At 71.4% G+C, this 20,589-nt stretch carries 16 protein-coding genes and 1 riboswitch; of the genes, 11 read left to right on the top strand and 5 right to left on the bottom strand.

From position 1 onward, the window contains the following. Positions 1-2: 2 nt before the first annotated feature. Complete coding sequence (locus tag AB0L29_RS23985) at positions 3-380, bottom strand: phage holin family protein (protein WP_365829797.1); 378 nt, start codon at positions 378-380, stop codon at positions 3-5. Between the two features lie 58 nt (positions 381-438). On the opposite strand from AB0L29_RS23985, the gene AB0L29_RS23980 reads away from it, so the two are divergent. From AB0L29_RS23980 to AB0L29_RS23965, 4 genes are all read left to right on the top strand, one after another. Further along, a complete protein-coding gene (locus AB0L29_RS23980) occupies positions 439-756 on the top strand; it encodes a cupin domain-containing protein (protein WP_365829891.1) in 318 nt (105 codons plus the stop codon). Positions 757-928: 172 nt separating this feature from the next. After that, a complete protein-coding gene (locus AB0L29_RS23975; RefSeq protein ID WP_365829796.1) occupies positions 929-1,141 on the top strand; it encodes a DUF5326 family protein in 213 nt (70 codons plus the stop codon). 300 nt (positions 1,142-1,441) lie between these two features. Continuing rightward, complete coding sequence (locus tag AB0L29_RS23970; protein WP_365829795.1) at positions 1,442-2,167, top strand: IclR family transcriptional regulator C-terminal domain-containing protein; 726 nt, start codon at positions 1,442-1,444, stop codon at positions 2,165-2,167. A 98-nt stretch (positions 2,168-2,265) separates the two neighbouring features. Beyond that, the gene (locus AB0L29_RS23965) at positions 2,266-2,700 is read left to right on the top strand and encodes an SsgA family sporulation/cell division regulator (RefSeq protein ID WP_365829794.1); all 435 of its coding nucleotides are present in this window, start codon (positions 2,266-2,268) and stop codon (positions 2,698-2,700) included. Between the two features lie 101 nt (positions 2,701-2,801). Here the strand turns inward: AB0L29_RS23965 and AB0L29_RS23960 are convergent, their stop codons facing one another. After that, positions 2,802-4,457 (bottom strand): YibE/F family protein, encoded by a 1,656-nt coding sequence (locus AB0L29_RS23960; protein ID WP_365829792.1) that lies wholly within the window; start codon positions 4,455-4,457, stop codon positions 2,802-2,804. Here AB0L29_RS23960 and AB0L29_RS23955 point away from each other — a divergent pair. From AB0L29_RS23955 to AB0L29_RS23945, 3 genes are all read left to right on the top strand, one after another. Beyond that, positions 4,356-4,640 carry a hypothetical protein gene (locus AB0L29_RS23955; protein WP_365829896.1) on the top strand — a complete coding sequence of 95 codons (285 nt, stop codon included), beginning with the start codon at positions 4,356-4,358 and terminating at the stop codon, positions 4,638-4,640. The genes AB0L29_RS23960 and AB0L29_RS23955 overlap by 102 nt on opposite strands. Positions 4,641-4,928: 288 nt before the next feature. Further along, a riboswitch (TPP riboswitch) is annotated at positions 4,929-5,118 on the top strand. Then, positions 5,111-6,967, top strand: coding sequence for a phosphomethylpyrimidine synthase ThiC (thiC, locus tag AB0L29_RS23950; protein WP_365829791.1), 1,857 nt, complete (start codon positions 5,111-5,113; stop codon positions 6,965-6,967). It overlaps the preceding riboswitch by 8 nt. A 204-nt stretch (positions 6,968-7,171) precedes the next feature. Continuing rightward, on the top strand, positions 7,172-8,569 hold the full coding sequence (locus AB0L29_RS23945) for a VWA domain-containing protein (RefSeq protein WP_365829790.1): 1,398 nt from the start codon (positions 7,172-7,174) through the stop codon (positions 8,567-8,569). 99 nt (positions 8,570-8,668) lie between these two features. Here AB0L29_RS23945 and AB0L29_RS23940 read toward each other — a convergent pair whose 3' ends face one another. The 3 genes from AB0L29_RS23940 to AB0L29_RS23930 all read right to left on the bottom strand — a co-directional run bounded on the left by AB0L29_RS23940 (position 8,669) and on the right by AB0L29_RS23930 (position 12,271). After that, positions 8,669-9,541 carry a hypothetical protein gene (locus AB0L29_RS23940; RefSeq protein ID WP_365829789.1) on the bottom strand — a complete coding sequence of 291 codons (873 nt, stop codon included), beginning with the start codon at positions 9,539-9,541 and terminating at the stop codon, positions 8,669-8,671. 182 nt (positions 9,542-9,723) lie between these two features. Continuing rightward, positions 9,724-10,815 (bottom strand): metallophosphoesterase, encoded by a 1,092-nt coding sequence (locus AB0L29_RS23935; protein ID WP_365829890.1) that lies wholly within the window; start codon positions 10,813-10,815, stop codon positions 9,724-9,726. Positions 10,816-11,158: 343 nt separating this feature from the next. Further along, positions 11,159-12,271, bottom strand: a complete 1,113-nt coding sequence (locus AB0L29_RS23930; RefSeq protein WP_365829788.1) for a LacI family DNA-binding transcriptional regulator — start codon at positions 12,269-12,271, stop codon at positions 11,159-11,161. Positions 12,272-12,711: 440 nt separating this feature from the next. Between AB0L29_RS23930 and hisC the strand changes: the two genes are divergently transcribed. The 4 genes from hisC to cydD all read left to right on the top strand — a co-directional run bounded on the left by hisC (position 12,712) and on the right by cydD (position 20,498). Then, positions 12,712-13,791, top strand: a complete 1,080-nt coding sequence (gene hisC / locus AB0L29_RS23925; protein ID WP_365829787.1) for a histidinol-phosphate transaminase — start codon at positions 12,712-12,714, stop codon at positions 13,789-13,791. 672 nt (positions 13,792-14,463) lie between these two features. Then, complete coding sequence (locus AB0L29_RS23920) at positions 14,464-15,969, top strand: cytochrome ubiquinol oxidase subunit I (protein ID WP_365829786.1); 1,506 nt, start codon at positions 14,464-14,466, stop codon at positions 15,967-15,969. A gap of 20 nt (positions 15,970-15,989) precedes the next feature. Further along, positions 15,990-16,994 (top strand): cytochrome d ubiquinol oxidase subunit II, encoded by a 1,005-nt coding sequence (gene cydB / locus AB0L29_RS23915; protein WP_365829785.1) that lies wholly within the window; start codon positions 15,990-15,992, stop codon positions 16,992-16,994. A 12-nt stretch (positions 16,995-17,006) separates the two neighbouring features. After that, a complete protein-coding gene (gene cydD, locus AB0L29_RS23910; RefSeq protein ID WP_365829784.1) occupies positions 17,007-20,498 on the top strand; it encodes a thiol reductant ABC exporter subunit CydD in 3,492 nt (1,163 codons plus the stop codon). Positions 20,499-20,589 lie beyond the last annotated feature (91 nt).

Raw genomic sequence — 20,589 nt, 5'->3', positions numbered from 1 at the left:
CCTCAGTCTCCGTCGGGCAGGACGACGTTGAGCGCCCAGGAGACGATCGAGATGATCAGGCCGCCCACGACGGCCGTCCAGAAGCCCTCCACGTGGAAACTCAGGTCGAGCACGTCGGCCAGCCACGAGGTGAGCAGCAGCATCAGCGCGTTCACCACCAGGGTGAACAGGCCGAGCGTCAGGATGAGCAGCGGAAGGCTCAGCAGCCTCACGACCGGCTTGACCAGGACGTTCACCAGGCCGAAGAGCAACGCGACGAGAATCAGGGTGCCGGCCTTCTTGCCCGTGCTGTCACCGGTCAGGGTGATCTTGTCGAGCAGCCACACGGCGACCGCCAGGGCGCCCGCGTTGGCGATCGTCTTGACTAGGAAATTCATCATGTGTCTGATCGTGGCAGACGGGGTCGGACACGAGCGGTGGGACAGGGGCGGACAGGCGATGAAGGCATTCCGGCTGGACGAACTGGAGGCGGAGCGCGCCGCCAACGACGGGGCGTACCTCCAGTTCCTGCGGGAGCGGAACATGTCGGTCGGCCTGTACGCGTTGAACGCGGGCGAGCACGATCCGCAGACGCCGCACCGCCAGGACGAGGTGTACGTCGTCGTGAGCGGCCGGGCCTCGCTCACCGTGGGCCTGGAGACGACCCAGGTGGCGCGGGGCAGCGTGGTGTACGTCCCGGCGGGCGTCGCCCACAAGTTCCACCACGTCAGCGAGGACCTGAGGGTGCTGGTGGTGTTCTCTCCGCCCGAGAGCTGAGCCGCCGTCCCGGGGTTCCCTAGGGGACCGGTCAGGGGAGGACGAGGGATGCGAGACCCCCGCCGCCCCCCTTCCGGGACCTAGCATCGAGTGCAGGACATCCGGAGATCACGGATCCGGGATGATGGACAGGACCCGGCACTCGGACGGGCGGAGAGGCGAGGACAAGGCGATGCGGGAGATTTTCGCGGGGCTGCCGTGGTGGGTGAAGTGGGTCGCGGTGCCGGTCGTCGCCCTGGTCGTGTTCGGCGGGCTGATCGCGAACGTGGTCGGCTTCCTCATCGGGCTGCTCTTCAAGGTCCTGGTGTTCGTGGCCCTGGTGGGCGGACTGATCTACGTCGTACGGAAGTTCACGTCGAGTTCGTCGTCGCGCAGCGACTGGTGAGTCCTGTGGGAAGCCGGTGAGGTAACAGGAATCACCGGTTCCCTCGGGCGAGGGAAGTTTCCCCGGCGGGCCGTCTGCGGGCGGTGGCGGACGATTAGAGTCCGGAAGCCACGTGGGGGAAGGCCCCCGCGAGCGGCGTACACCCCCATCCGTGTCTTCCCGCACGGACTGCCCCCTCGCGCTTCGGGAGTGCCCTTGCCCACGGCCGACACCGCATCCGCCCCTTTGCACTCGGTCCCCGTCCAGCCCCGCTCGACGGCGTCCTCCGCACCCCCGCCCCCCGGCACCCTCATCGGATCCGTGCAGCGCGCGATGCGCCTGCTGGAGAGCGTCGCCCGGCACGAGCACGGGGCTCCCGCCAAACAACTCGCCCGCGAGACCGGCCTGGCGCTCCCCACCACGTACCACCTGCTGCGCACCCTGGTGCACGAGGGGTATCTGCGCCGCGACAAGGGCCTGTTCTTCCTGGGGAGGGCGGCTGAGCGGCTGAGCAGCAGCGGAGCCCAGCAGAAACGTCGCAGCACGGTCGTCGAGGCGCTGGCGCACTGGCGCGACGCGATCGGCGTACCCGTGTACTACGCGGTGTACCGGGAGGGTGAAATCGACGTCCTGTGCGTGGCCGACACCCCGGGCAACCCCGCGGTCGAGGAGTGGGCCGGCTTCCGGGAGACCGCGCACGCGCACGCCGTCGGGCAGTGCCTGCTCTCCCAGCTCGACGAGGAGGCCCGCCGGGACCACCTCGCCCGCTATCCGGTGCAGCCCCTCACGCCGTACACGGTGCGCGACGACCACAGCCTGCTGCGGCGCCTGGACCGGTTGCGGCGGGCCGAACCGGTGATCGAGCGGCAGGAGTACGCCCTGGGCACGGTGTGCGCGGCGCTCCCGCTGACCGTCGGCACCCAGGCCGCGACGGTGGCCATCTCCCTGCCCGCACACCAGGCCGACCGCCTGCTCCCCGCGGCCCGGCGGCTGCAGGACGAGATGGGACGGCTGCTGGGCTCGCTCACACTCTCTATCAGTATCTGAAAACTCACTCCTTGTGATCTGATGTGTACGTTCAGCAAGATTCCAGGCAGTTGTCAGGGGTCGGTCCCGGCCAGTCCGCGGCGAATGACGGGGTAGCGATGCGCGAGTCCGTACAGGCAGAGGTCATGATGAGCTTTCTCGTGTCGGAGGAGCTCTCCTTCCGCATTCCGGTGGAACTGCGCTACGAGACCTGTGATCCGTACGCCGTACGGCTGACTTTCCACCTGCCCGGGGACGCCCCGGTGACCTGGGCCTTCGGCCGGGAGCTGCTGATCGACGGGGTGGGACGGCCGTGCGGCGAGGGTGACGTGCGCGTCTGGCCGGTCGAACCCGACGACCTCACCGAGGTGCTGATCCGGCTCCAGGTCGGCGGCGACCACGCGCTGTTCCGCTCCTCGACGGCACCGCTCGTGGCCTTCCTCGACCGCACCGACAAACTGGTGCCGCTGGGCCAGGAGGGCTCGCTGGCCGACTTCGACGCCCACCTCGACGAGGCCCTGGACCGCATCCTGGCGGAGCAGGGCGCCGGCTGAAGCGTTACGGCAACCGGGTGGTGGTGACGTAACGCTTCACCGGCTGCCGCCCCGGCCGCAGGAACGCTTCAGCGTGAGGGCCGGCCGCGGCGGAGGAAGGGTCAGCGCTTGCGGCGGCGGCCCCGCCCGCCGCGTACCAGGGCCGGACGGGCGGCGTCCGCCGCCGGCGCCCCGGTCCCCGGGCGGTCCGCCGAGACCACCAGGGCCGCCAGCGCCGTCGTCACCGGAACCGAGGCGACCAGGCCGATCGAACCGACCAGCGTGCGCACGATCTCCTCGGCGACCAGCTCGCTGTTGGCGACCGTCCCCACACTGCTCTGCGCGATGGAGAACAGCAGCAGCAGCGGCAGCGCGGCGCCCGCGTAGGCGAGGACCAGCGTGTTGACGACGGACGCGATGTGGTCGCGGCCGATCCGGATGCCCGCCCGGTACAGCCCGCGCCAGCCCATCGACGGATTGGCCTCGTGCAGCTCCCAGACCGCCGACGTCTGCGTGACCGTCACGTCGTCCAGGACGCCCAGCGAACCGATGATGACGCCGGCGAGCAGCAGACCGCTCATGTCGATGTCCGGGTACAGGCCGTGGATCAGACCGGTGTTGTCGTCGGTGTTGCCCGTGAGCGCGGCCCAGCCGATGAACAGCGAGCCGAGAACGCCGATCAGCAGCAGTGAGATCAGGGTGCCGAGCACCGCCACCGACGTACGGGCCGACAGCCCGTGGCACAGGTACAGCGCGATCAGCATGATGGCGCTCGATCCCACCACCGCCACGACCAGCGGGTTGGAGCCCTGCAGGATCGCGGGCAGCATGAAGAGGCTCAGCACCAGGAAGCTGATGGCCAGCGCGACCAGCGCCATGACACCCCGCAGCCGCCCGACGACCACGACGGCCAGGGCGAAGATGCCGGCGAGCAGTGTCATCGGGAAACGGCGGTTGACGTCGGCCACCGAGTACTGCAGGTCCTTCGGCGCGGAGGGCTCGTAGGCGACCACGACCTCCTGGCCCTGTTCCAGCTGCCGGGACTGGTCCGGCTGGACGATCTCGGTGAACGTCCGGCCCTTGTCCTTGCCCGTGTCGACCCGGATCGTCGCCCTCTTGCAGGTGCCGTCGGCCTGCTGGACGGCCGAGGAACCCTCGGCGGTGGAGGTGTCGCCGGTCGGGGGGACTCCGGAGGCGCCGACGTCCTTGCAGCTCACCTCGACGACCTTGGTGACCGTGGCCTGCTGCGTCTGCCGGTCGAAGCCGACGCCCGTGCGCTGGTGCGGCGGGGCCCCGCCCGGCCACAGCACGGCGAGACCGACCAGCACCGCCGCGGCGAACGGGATGAGGATCGCCGCGATGACCTTGCGCAGGTGCCGGGAGACGGGCGTGGCAGGACCGTGGGCGTGGCTGTGCGAGTGCCCGTGCCCGCCGCCCGGTGCGGGACCGTGGCCGTGACCGTGGCCTCCGCCCGACCCGGAGCCGTGGCCGTGCCCGGATCCGGAGCCGTGGCCGGCCCCGGGGCCGCCGGCGGAGCCCGGGTCGTTGCCGCCGGACGGTGAAACGTAGCCGCCGCCACCGGCCCCGAAGCCACGGCCGTCGTCGGCCGCGAAACCGGATCCGCCGCCGGACCCGCGACCGGGCCGGTCGTCGAAACCGCCGCCGAGTCCGGGGCCGTGCCCACCGCCGGACCCCGCACCGCGTTCGGCGCCGGAACGGGGAGCCCGGCCGTCGCCGAACCCGGCACCGGCATCCCGTCCGCCGCCGGGCCGCGGCACCCGGTCGCCGCCCGTGCCGGGCCCACGACCGCTGTCGGGGCCACTGCCGCCACCGGGGCCATGACCGCCACCGGGGGCGACATCGGGAACCCGGCCACCGCCCGGGCCCGGGTGAGGGCCGGGGGCGGGACCCTGCCGGTTGCCGAGGCCGGTCCCGGAGCCCTGCTCGCTGTCACCGCGTGACCCGGGACCACTCGGCCCGCGCCCGAACCAGTCGCCGGCACCACGGTCACCACCGCGGCCGTCACCCCGGAGCGGGGCACGGCCGTCCACATGGCCATGACCACGGCTTTCGCCGAGGCCGTCTGCATGGCCACCTCCACCTCCGCCGCCGTTTCCGGCGCCGGATCCGCGGGGTGGCTCGGGCGGTGGGTACGGGGGACGCTGCGTCGTGGTCACCGACCGATCATCGCAAGAACGAGGAGGGCCCTCTGTTCACCGCGCCCGAAGTGACGCTAGCGTGGAGGCACCTTTTGTACACGCGGGAGCTCGGAGCACCGGGCTGAGAGGGCGCTGACCTCCGTCCCTGCGATGTTTCACATGAAACATCGCAGGAGCCGAGTGATGTTTCACACGAAACGCCGGCAGACGGAAACCGCTGCGTCGACCGCCGAACCTGTTACCGGGTAATGCCGGCGTAGGGAGTAGGTCTCATGACCAACAAGGACGCACGCACGCCTGCCTCCACGCAGATCGCGGAGAACGGATCCGCCAACGGATCCGCCAACGGATCCGCCAACGGTTCCGGCGGCGGTTCCGCCGCCGGAACGCGCGACGGGGAGGCCGGGAAGTCCATCGGCTGGCACAAGGCGTACCTCGAGGGCTCACGCCCCGACCTGCGGGTGCCGGTCCGTCAGGTGCATCTCACCAACGGGCGGTCGGTCACGTTGTACGACACCTCCGGCCCGTACACCGATCCGCTCGTCGAGACCGATGTCCGCAGGGGCCTGCCGCCGCTGCGGGAGAGCTGGATCATCGCCCGCGGCGACACCGAGGAGTACGCGGGCCGTCCCGTCCGCCCCGAGGACGACGGGATCAAGCACACCTCACCGCGCGGGGGCCTGCGCAACCTCGACGCCGTCTTCCCCGGACGGCCGCGCCAGCCGCGCCGGAGCCGTGACGGCAGGGCGGTCACACAGCTCGCGTACGCGCGACGGGGCGAGATCACGCCCGAGATGGAGTTCGTGGCCCTCCGCGAGAACGTGTCGCCCGAGGTCGTGCGCGAGGAGATCGCGGCGGGCCGGGCGGTGCTGCCCGCCAACGTCAACCATCCGGAGATCGAGCCGATGATCATCGGCAAGCGGTTCCTGGTGAAGGTCAACGCCAACATCGGCAACTCGGCGGTGACGTCCTCCATCGAGGAGGAGGTCGAGAAGATGACCTGGGCGACCCGCTGGGGCGCCGACACGGTCATGGACCTCTCCACCGGCCGCAACATCCACACCACCCGCGAGTGGGTGCTGCGCAACTCCCCCGTCCCCATCGGCACCGTGCCGCTCTATCAGGCCCTGGAGAAGGTCGACGGCAAGGCCGAGGAGCTCACCTGGGAGATCTACAAGGACACGGTCATCGAACAGGCCGAGCAGGGCGTGGACTACATGACGGTCCACGCGGGCGTACGCCTGGCCTACGTACCGCTCACCGCCAACCGCAAGACCGGCATCGTCTCGCGCGGCGGCTCGATCATGGCCGCGTGGTGCCTGGCGCACCACAAGGAGTCGTTCCTGTACGAGAACTTCGAGGAGCTGTGCGAGATCCTCGCCGCCTACGACGTCACGTACTCGCTCGGCGACGGCCTGCGGCCCGGCTCCATCGCCGACGCCAATGACGAGGCGCAGTTCGCGGAGTTGAGGACGCTCGGGGAACTCAACCAGATCGCGAAGCGTTTCCACGTACAGACCATGATCGAGGGCCCGGGCCACGTCCCGATGCACAAGATCAAGGAGAACATCGACCTTCAGCAGGAGATCTGCGATGAAGCTCCGTTCTATACGCTCGGCCCGCTGACCACGGACGTCGCGCCGGCGTACGACCACATCACCTCCGGCATCGGTGCCGCGATGATCGCCTGGTGGGGCACGGCCATGCTCTGCTACGTCACACCCAAGGAGCACCTGGGCCTGCCGAACCGTGACGACGTCAAGACCGGCGTCATCACCTACAAGATCGCCGCCCACGCGGCCGACCTCGCCAAGGGCCACCCGGGCGCCCAGGAGTGGGACGACGCCCTGTCCGACGCCCGTTTCGAGTTCCGGTGGGAGGACCAGTTCAACCTCGCGCTGGACCCGGACACGGCGCGGGAGTTCCACGACGAGACCCTGCCGGCGGAGCCCGCCAAGACCGCTCACTTCTGCTCGATGTGCGGCCCCAAGTTCTGCAGCATGAAGATCTCGCAGGACATCCGGCGTGAACACGGCGGCAGCCAGGCCGAGATCGAGGAGGGCATGGCCCGGAAGTCGAAGGAGTTCGCGGCCGCCGGCAACCGGGTGTACCTGCCGATCGCGGACTGATCCGCCCGCGCCCGGCCGACGGGACCGGCGGCGGCCCCGGCTGACGGCGCCGGCCGGGCGCCGTCAGCCGGCGGCACCGGCCGGCGGACCGGTGGGTGCCGCCGGCGCCGCCGCTGTTCCACCACGCCGAGCGCGATGCCCGCACGGGGGCGGGCGTCGGTCGGCCCCTCCCCACCGCGGCGGTGGGCTCGGCAGACTGGTCCCATGACAGCGATGCGTCTGAGCAAGGGCGCCAACCTTCCCGTTCACTCGCCCGCCGTGCGCGTCGAGCTCACCTGGTCCACGGGAGCGGGTGTGCCCGGGGTCGACGCCTCGGCCCTGCTGCTCACCGCGGCCGGACGCGTCCGTGACGACGGCGACTTCGTCTTCTACAACCAGCCGCGTCATGCCTCCGGCGCGGTACGGCACCTGGGTCAGCAGGATGCCGCCGGTGCCACGACCGACACGGTCGAGATCGACCTCGGCGCACTGGAACCGGCCGTCGAACGCATCGTGCTGTGCGCGTCGGCCGACGGCGGGACCTTCGGCCAGGTGCCCGGTCTGGCGCTGCGCTTGCTCGACGCGGGGACGCGGGCCGAGCTCGCCCGGTTCGACATGGCGGCCGGAACGGAGACCGCGCTGATCGGCGGGGAGCTCTACCTGCGGCAGGGACGGTGGAAGTTCCGGGCGGTGGGCCAGGGGTACGCCTCGGGGCTCGCGGGGCTGGCCACCGACTTCGGCATCACGGTCGACGAGGCTCCCCCGGCCGCGCCCGCCACGCCGGCAGCACCCGCCCCGGCACCACCCGCCCCCACGGCACCGGAACCAGCCCCCCTCCAGCCCCCGGCGTCTCCCGCGCCCCGCCCGGCCAAGGGAGAGGAACGACTGCCCGTGGACATGCACAAGCGGCTGTCCCTGCGCAAGGAGCAGGTGGCGGTCAGCCTCCGCAAGCACGGGGCGGCCGGCGTCACCGCGCGGGTCGTCCTGGTCCTCGACGCCTCCGGCTCCATGTCCTTCCTCTACTCGAAAGGCGTGGTGGCCGACGTCGTGGAGCGCATGGCCGCCGTCGCCGCACAGCTCGACGACGACGGCGAGATGCAGGCCTGGACGTTCGCCTCGAACGCGGCTCGCCTGCCCGACCTGCGGCTGGGCGAACTGCCCGAGTGGCTCGGGCTGCACGTGCGCGTGGGAGAGATCGGCCTCTTCCGGCGCGGCAGGAAGAAGGGTCTGCGAGAAGGCCAGGTCGACATGCGGGACGTCGGCATCCAGAACGAGGAACAGAAGGTGATCGCCCAGGTCCGGGCCTTCGTTCGGGAGAACCCGGCGACCGCGCCGACTCTCGTGCTGTTCTTCTCCGACGGAGGGGTCTACCGCAACGCCGAGATCGAGCGGGAGCTCCGCGAGGCGGCGCAGGAGCCGATCTTCTGGCAGTTCGTGGGGCTGGGGAAGTCCCAGTACGGCGTGCTCGAGCGCTTCGACACACTGCCCGGCCGCCGCGTCGACAACGTCGGCTTCTTCGCCGTGGACGACATCGGCTCCGTTCCCGACCAGGAGTTGTACGACCGCCTGCTGTCCCAGTTCCCCGGCTGGATCACCGCCGCCGGCCGGGCGGGCATCCTCTGACCGGGTGCGTGGTCCGCCGGCCCCGGCCGGGGGTGCCCGGCTTGCGCCCCGCACGAGGGGGGAGCGCAAGCCGACGGCCGCTCGGTACGGGGCCGATGGCTACTCGGGCCGGTGTTCCGGTCCTCCGAAGTCCGGGCTGGTGTAGTCCGGGCTGGTGAAACTCGGCCGCGTGCCGCGGCCCGGACCGTCGCCGGGGCTGGTGAAACCGGGGCGGTCGTACCCGAGGTGCGGGATGCGGCCGGCCGGCGCGGACGGTGCCGTCGGGTGCAGCGCGGCGGCCGTACCCGGATCGGCGAGCGCGTCCCGCAGGAACGGCAGGATGCCCCGCTCCAGCAGGGCCTCCCGCCAGGCTTCCCTGGCCCGGGTCACTTCCCCGCCCAGTTCGCCGTGGGGGCCGGTTTCGGCCGTCGGCTTGTTGCGCAGGGCGGTGATCAGCAGTCCCGCGGCGGCGACGAGGATCGCGACCGCGGTCACGGCACCGAACACCCATCCGGTGGTGAGCATGGTCCGGGCGAACGCCGGCTCGGGGTCGAGCATCTTCAGGACGTAGCCGACGAGCAGGAAGATCGCCGCCGCGGTTCCGGCCAGCACGGGCGCGAGGACCGCGACGACGGCGACGACGCCCGCGCCGGCGGTCTCGGCGGCCTCCCCCCTGCCGGTCGCGAGGCCCATCGTGCCGGTGCCCGGCTCGGCGGAGCCGGGCTCGCGCACGGACGGCGACGGGCCGGCCGGCGTCGGCCGGCGCAGTTCCTCGCGGACCTTGACGTAGTGCTGGTACTCGGCCGCCGCGGCCGCCGTGATGACCGCGGTGGCGTTGAGCGCCATGGTGCGCAGCTGTTCGGAATTGAGCCGCTGTCCGGCAGTGGCCGTCTCCGGGCGGTGTGGTGCGGAGCGCAGCGCCTCGTCGAGGATCCGCTCGTACTCCTGGCGGTCCTCGCTCATCAGGTGCTGCGGAGCGCTGTTCATGTGCATCCCCCGATGCTCCGTAGGGCTTGGGGCTCGGCATGCTGACGAGCCGTCGGGCAGAAACGGAGGGGAGCCTGCTACGGATACGCCGATGGTAGAGCGGTGACGGCCCGCGGTGACAGGGGGTTTGCCGAAATCGGCCCCTGCCCGGCACGGTCCCCGCCGGGCAGCGCCTGCCCGGCGAACCCTCACATGTCCAGGGGAAGTTGCTGGACCAGCAGTTTTCCGGCCATGGTCACGCCGCCGTCCATCGCGATGGCGAGTCCGTCGGCGTAGACGTGTGGTCCCTCGACCACGGGACCGGCGCTGTCCTCGCCCTCCTCGGAGCCGACCTCGCCCATCAGGTACGGGATGGGGCTGTGGCCGTGAACGATGCGGGTGCCGCCGTACGTATCCAGCAGGGAGCGCACGGCGTCGGCGCCGCCCTCGTCGCGGAAGGAGAACCGCTTGGTGAACTTGCGGAACAGGTCCCACACCTCGTCCGCGTCGTTGCGCGTGAGCGTCTCGCGGACGGTGTCGTTGACCTCTTCGATGGAACGGCCGTAGTCGAGGTAGGCGGTGGTGTCGGAGTGGACCAGCAGGTGGCCGTCGACCTCCTCGAGGGCGTCGAGCCGGGCCATCCACTGCAGGTGGTGGTCCTGGAGGCGGTCCATGTCGGTCTTCTGGCCGCCGTTGAGCAGCCAGGCCGCCTGGAAGGTGGCGGTGCCCGCGCCCGAGTTGACGGGCGTGTCGCCGAACCGCTTGGCGCCGAGCAGCAGCAGCTCGTGGTTGCCCATCAGCGCCTTGCAGTAGCCGCCGGCCGCGGCGGCCTCGGCGGACAGCCGCATCACCAGGTCGATGACGCCGATGCCGTCCGGGCCGCGGTCGGTGAAGTCGCCGAGGAACCACAGCCGGGCGGTGCCCGCGCACCAGTGACCGGCCGCGTCGATCAGCCCTTTCTGCTGGAGGGCGGCCACCAGCTCGTCGAGGTAGCCGTGCACGTCGCCGACGACGTACAGCGGGCCCGGTCCGGTGGCCGGCTGCGGGGCCGCCGCGACCGCGGGGTCGACACTGACCTGCACCGTGTCGCCCCGGTTGATGACGGGCAGGTCGCGCTGGGTGGGGGTGTACCCCTCGGGCTGGATCTCCTCGTGGGGCGGGGCGACGTCGCCCGGGTGGGTGCTGTGGACGTACGGACCGGTCTCGTGGACGTACGCGGGTACCCGGAAGTCGCGCAGCGTCGCCGTCCGCTCCACCTCGGGTCCCTGACCGGCCCCCTGAGTCATCGACCCCTCCACCATCGCGCCGCATCTGCACCGCATCGGACTGCCTGGTCGCAGCGGCCCGCGGTGTCGTGGGCCCATCATAGGAATGCGGATCGCGCCATGTGATGACCCAGGGGTGGTGAATCGGAGCAAGAGTCCAGTTCACTGCGGCTTTCGCCCCGATTGGACCGGTCTTCGGCCACCCTGCGGTCGTCCCGCCACGCCGTCCCTTCGCGAGACCGGCCCCCCTTCCTCGGGGAATCCGCCGCGCTTCTCCCCGCGCGTGCGGCTCCGCTGCGCGCGAGAACCGCCCCTGACCTGCCGGACGCGCGCGCCGCGCGCGCCGGACACCGGTCCCGCTCCTCTTCGGAGACCGGTGCTACGCCTCCTCGGGCGACCGCGGCGGGCTGACCGTCGTCCGCGGCGGCCGTCGTTGCGACGAGGTGCGCACGATCAGCTCGGTCGGTATCACCTGCTCCACCGGCCGGTCGGACTCCACCCCCTCGATGGCGTCGATGAGGAGCTGCACCACCGCCGTACCGATCCGCCGGGGCTTCAACGACAGGGTGGTGATGGGCGGTTCGGTGTTGGCGTACACGGTGGACTCGCTGCAGCAGACCAGCAGCAGGTCGTCCGGTACGCGCAGGCCGTAGCGCCGGGCGGCGGCGAGTAAGTCGGTGCCGTTCGGGTCGAACAGGCCGTACACGGCGTCGGGCCGGTCGGGGCGGGCGAGCAGCCGGTCGGCGGCGACGGCGCCCGCGCAGGGATCGTGCGCCGGGTACGCCTCGTACACCGGGTCCTGGCCGACGCGCTCGCACCAGCGCAGGTACGCGGTGGTCGACAGGTGGGTGTACGTGTCCGTGGTCGTGCCCGTGAGCAGGCCGATGCGGCGGGCGCCGGCGTCGGCCAGGTGGTCGAGGATGCCGAGGACGGCGGCCTCGTGGTCGTTGTCGACCCAGGCGGTGACCGGGAGCGAGCCGGCCGGGCGGCCGTCGGAGACGACCGGCAGGCCCTGCCGGACCAGCTCGCCGACGACCGGGTCCTGGTCGGAGGGATCGATGACGACGGTGCCGTCCAGGGCGACGTTCGACCACACGTCGTGGCGCGAGGTGGCGGGGAGGATCACGAGGGCGTAGCCGCGGGCGAGCGCGGCGGAGGTGGCGGCGCGCGCCATCTCGGCGAAGTAGGCGAACTCGGTGAAGGTGAAAGGTTCGTCCCCGTAGGTCGTCACGGTCAGGCCGATCAGTCCCGACTTGCCGGTACGGAGGGTGCGGGCGGCGGCCGAGGGGCGGTAGCCCAGCCGGTCGGCGACCTCGCGGACATGGCGCCGGGTGGCGTCCGGGAGCCGGCCCTTGCCGTTGAGGGCGTCGGAGACGGTCGTGATGGAGACTCCGGCGGCGGCGGCCACGTCTCTGATGCCCGCCCGGCCCGGTCGGCTGCCTCGACGTGAGGTTTCCGCGCGGCTCACCTGGTGCTTCCCTGCTGCTGTCATGGCGAGCCGATAGTAGGGCTCATGCGGTGGGGTAGGGCGGACGCATATGCACGCGTTGGCAGGGACGTTTCTGCATGATCATTAACAGTCAATTCCCTTTGAAAACAAGGAAGTTGACCCATCTTGTGCTAGGACCTGACGTGTCGGCGCACGCAGGCCTGCCGAGCCCTCGATGTTGCGAAGAGGTCTCAACTCACCTTCACGGGGGACGCGCGCCAGGGCGTGAGTCACCGGCGCATAGATATATGTATGGCGCGCCCCCCGATTCGTGCGCCTTCGTGTGGTGATGCCTGTGATGCCAGGGGGACAGCAGAGGTGTCGCAGGTCGCGCGCACAGGACCGCGCTCACCTATACGCAGCAGCGCCGAATCCTCATAAGGTGAGGAGTATTGGATGTCGGCGGCGGTCATGGGCCGCCGGTCTTCGTGAGGAGGACTGCGGTGAGCGAGACGAGCCCCAGGCTGCGCGCCGAGCTGGAGGGTATCCCCACCTACAAGCCGGGCAGGCCCGCCGCGGCCGGCGGAGCGGTGGCGTACAAGCTGTCCTCCAACGAGAACCCCTATCCGCCGCTGCCGGGCGTGATGGAGGCGGTGGCGGCCGCGGCCTCGTCGTTCAACCGCTATCCGGACATGGCCTGCACGGCCCTGATGAACGAGCTGTCCGAGCGCTTCGCCGTCCCCGTCTCCCACCTGTCCACCGGCACCGGTTCGGTCGGCGTGGCACAGCAGCTGATCCAGGCCACCTCCGGCCCCGGCGACGAGGTGATCTACGCCTGGCGGTCCTTCGAGGCGTACCCGATCATCACGCAGATCAGCGGTGCGCGCTCCGTCCAGGTGCCGCTGACCCCCGGTGACGTGCACGACCTGGAGGCGATGGCCGACGCGATCACCGACCGGACCCGGCTGATCTTCGTCTGCAACCCCAACAACCCGACGGGCACGGCCGTACGGCGGGCCGAGCTGGAGCGTTTCCTCGACCGGGTGCCCGGCGACATCCTGGTCGTGCTCGACGAGGCCTACCGCGAGTTCGTCCGCGACCCCGAGGTGCCGGACGGCATCGAGCTGTACCGGGAGCGGCCGAACGTCTGCGTGCTGCGCACGTTCTCCAAGGCGTACGGCCTGGCCGGGCTGCGGGTCGGCTTCGCGATCGCCCACGAGCCGGTGGCCGCGGCGCTGCGCAAGACGGCGGTGCCGTTCGGGGTGAGCCAGCTGGCGCAGGACGCGGCGATCGCCTCGCTGCGGGCGGAGGACGAGCTGCTCGGCCGGGTCGACTCGCTGGTGTACGAGCGCACGCGCGTGGTCGACGCGCTGCGCGCCCAGGGCTGGACGGTCCCCGACACCCAGGCCAACTTCGTGTGGCTGCGGCTGGGGGAGAACACGGTGGCGTTCGCGGGGGCCTGTGAGCAGGCGGGTGTGGTCATCCGGCCGTTCCCGGGCGAGGGTGTGCGGGTGACGGTCGGGGAGGCCGAGGCGAACGACATCTTCCTGAAGGCGGCGGAAGGCTTCCGCAAGGAACTGTGAGCGCGGGCGGCCGGCGTCCCGCCCGCCGGCCGCTCCTGCTGCCGGACGGTCCTGCTGTCGGCCGGTCCTGCTGTCGGCCGGTGACTCGGTCGCCGGCCGTTTTTACGCGTACGGGGTTGCCGTCGCGGACGGTCGCCGGCAGGCGGCGGTCGTCCTCCAGATGGCCCCGGGCGTGGCGCGCGGGCTTGCGAGGTGGCACTGCGCCTCACGCGGATCGGCGTGGGCCCGTGGGGGAGTGCCGGGGCGTCGCCGTCGGACCGGAAGGTGGCGGTGCCCAGCTCCATACCTGCCGGGCGCACGTTTCACGTGAAACGGACACGCCTGTGGCGAAGTACACATCCTTGCCTCCGGCGCGGGCGGCGAAGGCGAGCGGCAGGGCCCTGAGCAGGGCCTATGCGGTCGGGACGGCGTAGAGGGACGCGGTCGGGCGCCTGGCGCCAGAAGATCCGGACCCGTATCCGCACCGCCTGCATGCTGGGGTTTCAACAAGATGTTGAGATTTCGACCAGAGGGCTGACCGAAAGGGGACCCCCGTGCGGAGGGTGTGAATCGGTAGGTCATAATAGCTTGTGAATGTGAACGCTTTCACAAGCGCGCCCGGTTGATCCCGAGATGGAGGGGGTCAGCGGGGCGGACTGCCGCTGTGACCACGGCGATGTAAGGAGAGACGACGTGGACCTGGCTCTGGCGCCGGAGACCCTGGCGCGATGGCAGTTCGGTATCACCACCGTCTACCACTTCCTCTTCGTCCCCCTGACGATCTCGCTGGCCGCCCTCACCGCCGGACTGCAGACCGCCTGGGTGCGCACGGAGAAGGAGAAGTACCTCAGAGCGACGAAGTTCTGGGGGAAGCTCTTCCTGATCAACATCGCGATGGGTGTGGTCACCGGCATCGTCCAGGAGTTCCAGTTCGGCATGAACTGGTCCGACTACTCGCGCTTCGTCGGTGACGTCTTCGGCGCTCCGCTCGCCTTCGAGGCCCTGATCGCCTTCTTCTTCGAGTCCACCTTCATCGGCCTGTGGATCTTCGGCTGGGACAAGCTGCCGAAGAAGGTCCACCTGGCCTGCATATGGATGGTCTCGATCGGCACGCTGCTGTCGGCGTACTTCATCCTCGCGGCCAACTCCTGGATGCAGCACCCGGTCGGCTACCGGATCAACGAGGAGAAGGGGCGCGCCGAGCTCACCGACTTCTGGCTGGTCCTGACCCAGAACACCACGCTCAACCAGGTCTTCCACAGCTTCTCAGCGGCCTTCCTGACCGGTGGCGCCTTCATGGCGGGCATCGCCGCCTTCCACCTGATGCGCAAGAAGCACGTCCCGGTGATGCGGACCTCGCTCCGGCTCGGCCTGGTCACCCTGGCGGTCGGCGGCCTGCTCACCGCCGTCAGCGGCGACACCCTCGGCAAGGTCATGTACGAGCAGCAGCCGATGAAGATGGCCGCCGCCGAGGCCCTGTGGGACGGCGAGAGCCCGGCGCCCTTCTCCGTCTTCGCGTACGGGGACGTCGACGAGGGGCACAACAAGGTCGCCCTGGAGATCCCCGGGCTCCTGTCCTTCCTCGCCCACAGCGACTTCGAGTCGTACGTGCCCGGCATCAACGACACCAACGAGGCCCTGCGGGAGGAGTTCGGACCCGGTGACTACAAGCCCATCGTCCCCGTCGCCTACTGGGGCTTCCGCTGGATGATCGGCTTCGGCATGGCCTCCCTCTCCCTCGGCCTGCTGGGCCTGTGGCTCACACGCAGGAAGTTCATGCTGCCGGACGCCCTGCGCACCGGGGAGGACGAGGTGCCGCACCTGGTGCTGCTGAGGAAGCCGCTCGGATCCAGGCTCACCCGGCTGTACTGGCTCCTGGCGCTGTGGACGATGGGATTCCCGCTGATCGCCAACTCGTGGGGCTGGATCTTCACCGAGATGGGCCGGCAGCCCTGGGTCGTCTACGGCGTGATGCAGACCAGGGACGCGGTCTCCCCCGGTGTCTCCCAGGCCGAGGTCATCACCTCGATGGTCGTCTTCACCACGCTGTACGCGATCCTCGCCGTCATCGAGGTCAAGCTGCTCGCCAAGTACGTCAAGGCGGGCCCGCCCGAGCTGACCGACTCCGACCTCAACCCGCCCGTGAAGATCGGCGGCGACTCCCGTGACGCCGACAAACCGATGGCCTTCTCGTACTAGGCCGAGGGAGCTGCACCGTCATGGAACTGCACGACGTCTGGTTCGTCCTGATCGCCGTCCTGTGGACCGGCTACTTCTTCCTGGAGGGCTTCGACTTCGGCGTCGGTGTCCTCACCAGGCTGCTCGCCCGGAACCGCCCCGAGAAGCGGGTGCTGATCAACACCATCGGCCCCGTCTGGGACGGCAACGAGGTGTGGCTGCTCACCGCCGGCGGCGCGACCTTCGCCGCCTTCCCCGAGTGGTACGCCACGCTCTTCTCCGGCTTCTACCTGCCCCTGCTGGCCATCCTGGTCTGCCTGATCGTCCGGGGCGTGGCCTTCGAGTACCGGGTGAAGCGGCCCGAGGAGAGCTGGCAGCGCAGGTGGGAGACGGCGATCTTCTGGACCTCGCTCGTCCCGGCCTTCCTGTGGGGTGTGGCCTTCGGCAACATCGTCCGGGGCGTGAGGATCGACTCCGACCTGGAATACGTGGGCGGCGTCACCGACCTGTTCAACCCGTACGCGCTGCTCGGCGGCCTGGTCACGCTGTCGCTGTTCACCTTCCACGGAACGGTGTTCGTCGGGCTGAAGACCGTCGGGGAGATCCGGGAGCGGGCCCGGAAACTGGCGCTGCGCATCGGCCCGGTGGCCGCCGTACTGGCCCTGGCCTTCCTGCTGTGGACGCAGGCCGCCGACGGCGACGGAGCCTCGCTCATCGCGATGGCCGTGGCCGTGGTCTCGCTCGTCACCGCGCTCGTGGCGGCCCGGGCGGGGCGTGAGGGCTGGGCCTTCACCCTGTCGGGGATCACCATCGTGGCCGCGGTGGCGATGCTCTTCCTGACGCTCTTCCCGAACGTCATGCCGTCGACACTGAACCCGGACTGGAGCCTGACGGTCACCAACGCCTCCTCCAGCCCGTACACCCTGAAGATCATGACCTGGCTCGCGGCGATCGCCACCCCGGTGGTGCTGCTCTACCAGGGCTGGACGTACTGGGTGTTCCGCAAGCGGATCGGCACGCAGCACATCGCCGAACCCGTCCATTGAGGTGTGTTTCACGTGAAACCGATCGATCCGCGTCTTCTCCGGTACGCGCGTACCACCCGGCTCTTCCTGGTGGCGGTCGTCGGCCTGGGGGCCGTCGGGGCGGTGCTGCTCGTCGCACAGGCCATGCTCATGGCCGAGGTGGTGGTGGGTGCCTTCCAGCACGGGATGCCGGCCGCCGGACTGCGCACTCCCCTGCTGCTGATGGTGGCCGTCGCCGCCGGGCGGGCGCTGGTCGGCTGGCTCACCGAGCTGGCCGCCCACCGGGCGAGCGCGGCGGTGAAGTCGGAGCTGCGGGGACGGCTGCTGGAGCGGGCGACGGCCCTGGGGCCCGGGTGGCTGAGCGGGCAGCGGACCGGTTCGCTGGTCGCCCTGGCCACCCGGGGCGTCGACGCCCTCGACGACTACTTCTCGCGCTACCTGCCGCAACTGGGACTCGCGGTGGTCGTGCCGGTGGCGGTACTGGCGCGGATCGTCACCGAGGACTGGGTCTCGGCGGCCGTGATCGTCGGCACCCTGCCGCTCATCCCGGTCTTCATGATGCTGATCGGCTGGGCCACCCAGTCCCGGATGGACCGCCAGTGGCGGCTGCTGTCCCGGCTGTCCGGGCACTTCCTCGACGTCGTCGCGGGGCTGCCGACGCTGAAGGTGTTCGGCCGGGCCAAGGCGCAGGCCGAGTCCATCCGGCGCATCACCGGCGAGTACCGGCGGGCGACCATGCGGACGCTGCGGATCGCGTTCCTCTCCTCGTTCGCACTGGAACTGCTCGCGACGATCTCGGTGGCGCTGGTCGCCGTGACGATCGGCATGCGGCTCGTGCACGGGGAGATGGACCTGTACACCGGCCTGGTCGTCCTCGTCCTCGCGCCCGAGGCGTATCTGCCGCTGCGGCAGGTCGGGGCGCAGTACCACGCGGCCGCGGAAGGGCTCGCGGCGGCCGAGGAGATCTTCGAGGTGCTGCAGACGCCGGTGCCCGCATCGGGCACCGGCGCGGTGCCGGCCGGCGCGCTGGCGTTCGAGGGCGTGACCGTCCGTCACCCCGGGCGGTCCGTGGACGCCGTGTCGGACGTGTCGTTCACCGTCGAGCCCGGGGAGACGGTCGCCCTGGTGGGGCCGAGCGGGTCGGGCAAGTCGACGCTGCTGAACGTCCTGCTGGGCTTCGTGCGGCCGGCCGAGGGCCGGGTGCGTGTCGGGGGAGCCGATCTGGCCGGCATCGACCTGGAGCAGTGGCGGTCCCGGATCGCCTGGGTGCCGCAGCGACCGCACCTGTACGCGGGGACCATCGCGGAGAACGTACGGCTGGCGCGGCCCGAGGCCGACGACGACGCCGTGCGACGGGCGCTGCGGGACGCCGGAGCGCTGGAGTTCGTGGCCGCGCTGCCCGAGGGCGTCGACACCGTGCTGGGCGAGGACGGGACCGGGCTGTCCGCCGGGCAGCGGCAGCGGCTGGCGCTGGCCCGGGCGTTCCTGGCGGACCGGCCCGTGCTGCTCCTGGACGAACCGACGGCCGCGCTGGACGGCGCCACGGAGGCCGAGATCGTGGCGGCGGTGCGGAGGCTGGCCGCCGGGCGGACCGTGCTGCTGGTGGTGCACCGGCCGGCGCTGCTGGCCGTGGCGGACCGGGTGGTGCGGCTGGAGAGGGCCGAGCTGCCCGCCCGTGCCGCGACCGCGATCGCGGACGGCACGGCGCGCCCGGGCGGGCCCGAACCCGTGGAGACGGGCGTCACCTCCGCCGAGCCCGTCACGCAGCCCGTCCCGGGCGGTGTCCTCGCCAGGGTCCGCGCGATGAGCGGCGCACGGCGCGGGCGGCTGGGCCTGGCGCTGCTGCTCGCGAGCCTGGCGCTCGGCAGTGCCGTCGGGCTCATGGCCACCTCCGGGTGGCTCATCTCACGGGCCTCGCAGCAGCCGCCCGTGCTGTATCTGATGATGGCCGTGACGGCGACACGCGCCTTCGGCATCGGGCGGGCCGTCTTCCGCTACGCCGAGCGGCTGGTGTCGCACGACGCCGTGCTGCGCATGCTCGCCGACACCAGGGTCGCCGTGTACCGGCGGCTGGAGCGGCTGGCCCCCGCCGGCCTGCGCCGAGCCCGCCGGGGCGACCTGCTGTCCCGGCTGGTCGCCGATGTGGACGCGTTGCAGGACTACTGGCTGCGCTGGCTGCTGCCCGCCGGTGCGGCCGTCGTCGTCTCGGCCGCGTCCGTCGGCTTCACGGCGTGGCTGCTGCCGGAGGCCGGTGCCGTGCTCGCGGCCGGTCTGCTGGCGGCGGGGACCGGTGTACCGCTGGTCACCGGTGCCGTGGCCCGGCGGGCGGAGCGCAAGCTGGCCCCGGCCCGTGGGCTGCTGGCGACGCGCGTGACCGACCTGCTCACCGGCACCGCGGAACTGACCGTCGCCGGCGCCCTGCCCGCACGGGCCGCCGAGGCGCGGCGGGCCGACGGCGCCCTCACCCGGATCGCCTCGCGTGCCGCCACCGCCACCGCGCTCGGTGACGGCCTGACTGCGCTGATCTCCGGCCTGACCGTCACGGCCGCCGCCCTCGTCGGCGCCCGGGCCGTGGCGGACGGACGGCTGGCCGGCGTGGCGATGGCCGTCGTCGTCCTCACCCCGCTGGCCGCCTTCGAGGCCGTCCTGGGGCTGCCGCTCGCGGTCCGGTTCCGGCAGCGGGTGCGCAGGAGCGCCGAGCGGGTGTACGAGGTCCTGGACGCTCCCGAGCCGGTGCGGGAGCCGGAGCGGCCCCGGCAGGCGCCCGCGTCGCCGTTCCCGCTCGTCGTGAAGGGACTGACCGCCCGGCACGCCGGCCAGGGCCGGGACGCGCTCGCCGCGCTGGACCTGGTCCTGGACGAGGGCCGACGGGTCGCCGTGGTCGGCCCGTCCGGTTCCGGCAAGACGACGCTGGCGCAGGTGCTGCTGCGCTTCCTGGACGCGGACGCGGGCTCGTACACGCTGGCCGGCGTGGACGCGTACGCCCTGGACGGCGACGCCGTGCGGCGGCTGGTCGGACTGTGCGCACAGGACGCGCACCTCTTCGACAGCTCGGTGCGCGAGAACCTGCTCCTGGCGAAGAAGGACGCCACCGAGGCCGAGCTGCGCGAGGCGCTCGCGCGCGCCCGGCTGCTGGAGTGGGCCGACAGTCTCCCCGACGGGCTCGACACGCTGGTCGGCGAGCACGCGGCGCGACTGTCCGGCGGGCAGCGGCAGCGGCTGGCACTGGCCCGCGCGCTGCTCGCCGACTTCCCCGTCCTGGTGCTCGACGAGCCCGCCGAGCACCTGGACCTGCCGACCGCCGACGCGCTCACCGCCGATCTGCTGGCCGCCACCGAGGGCCGTACCACGCTCCTGATCACCCACCGGCTGGCGGGACTCGAAGCGGTGGACGAGGTGATCGTGCTCGACGAGGGGCGCGTGGTGCAACGGGGCGTCTACGCGGAACTGGCCGCAGTGGACGGGCCGCTGAGGGCGATGGCGGAGCGGGAGGCGGCGTCGGAGCAGCTGGTGGGAACGCGCTAGGTGTGCTGTCCGGACAGGTTGGTGACGCGGCTGGCGGGGGTTTGGCCGCCGATGCCGGTGTGGGGTCGGTGGTAGTTGTACCAGTCCAGCC

Source organism: Streptomyces sp. NPDC052701 (assembly GCF_040678355.1).
GTDB lineage: Bacteria > Actinomycetota > Actinomycetes > Streptomycetales > Streptomycetaceae > Streptomyces.
This window is presented reverse-complemented; position numbering and strand designations above follow the sequence as displayed.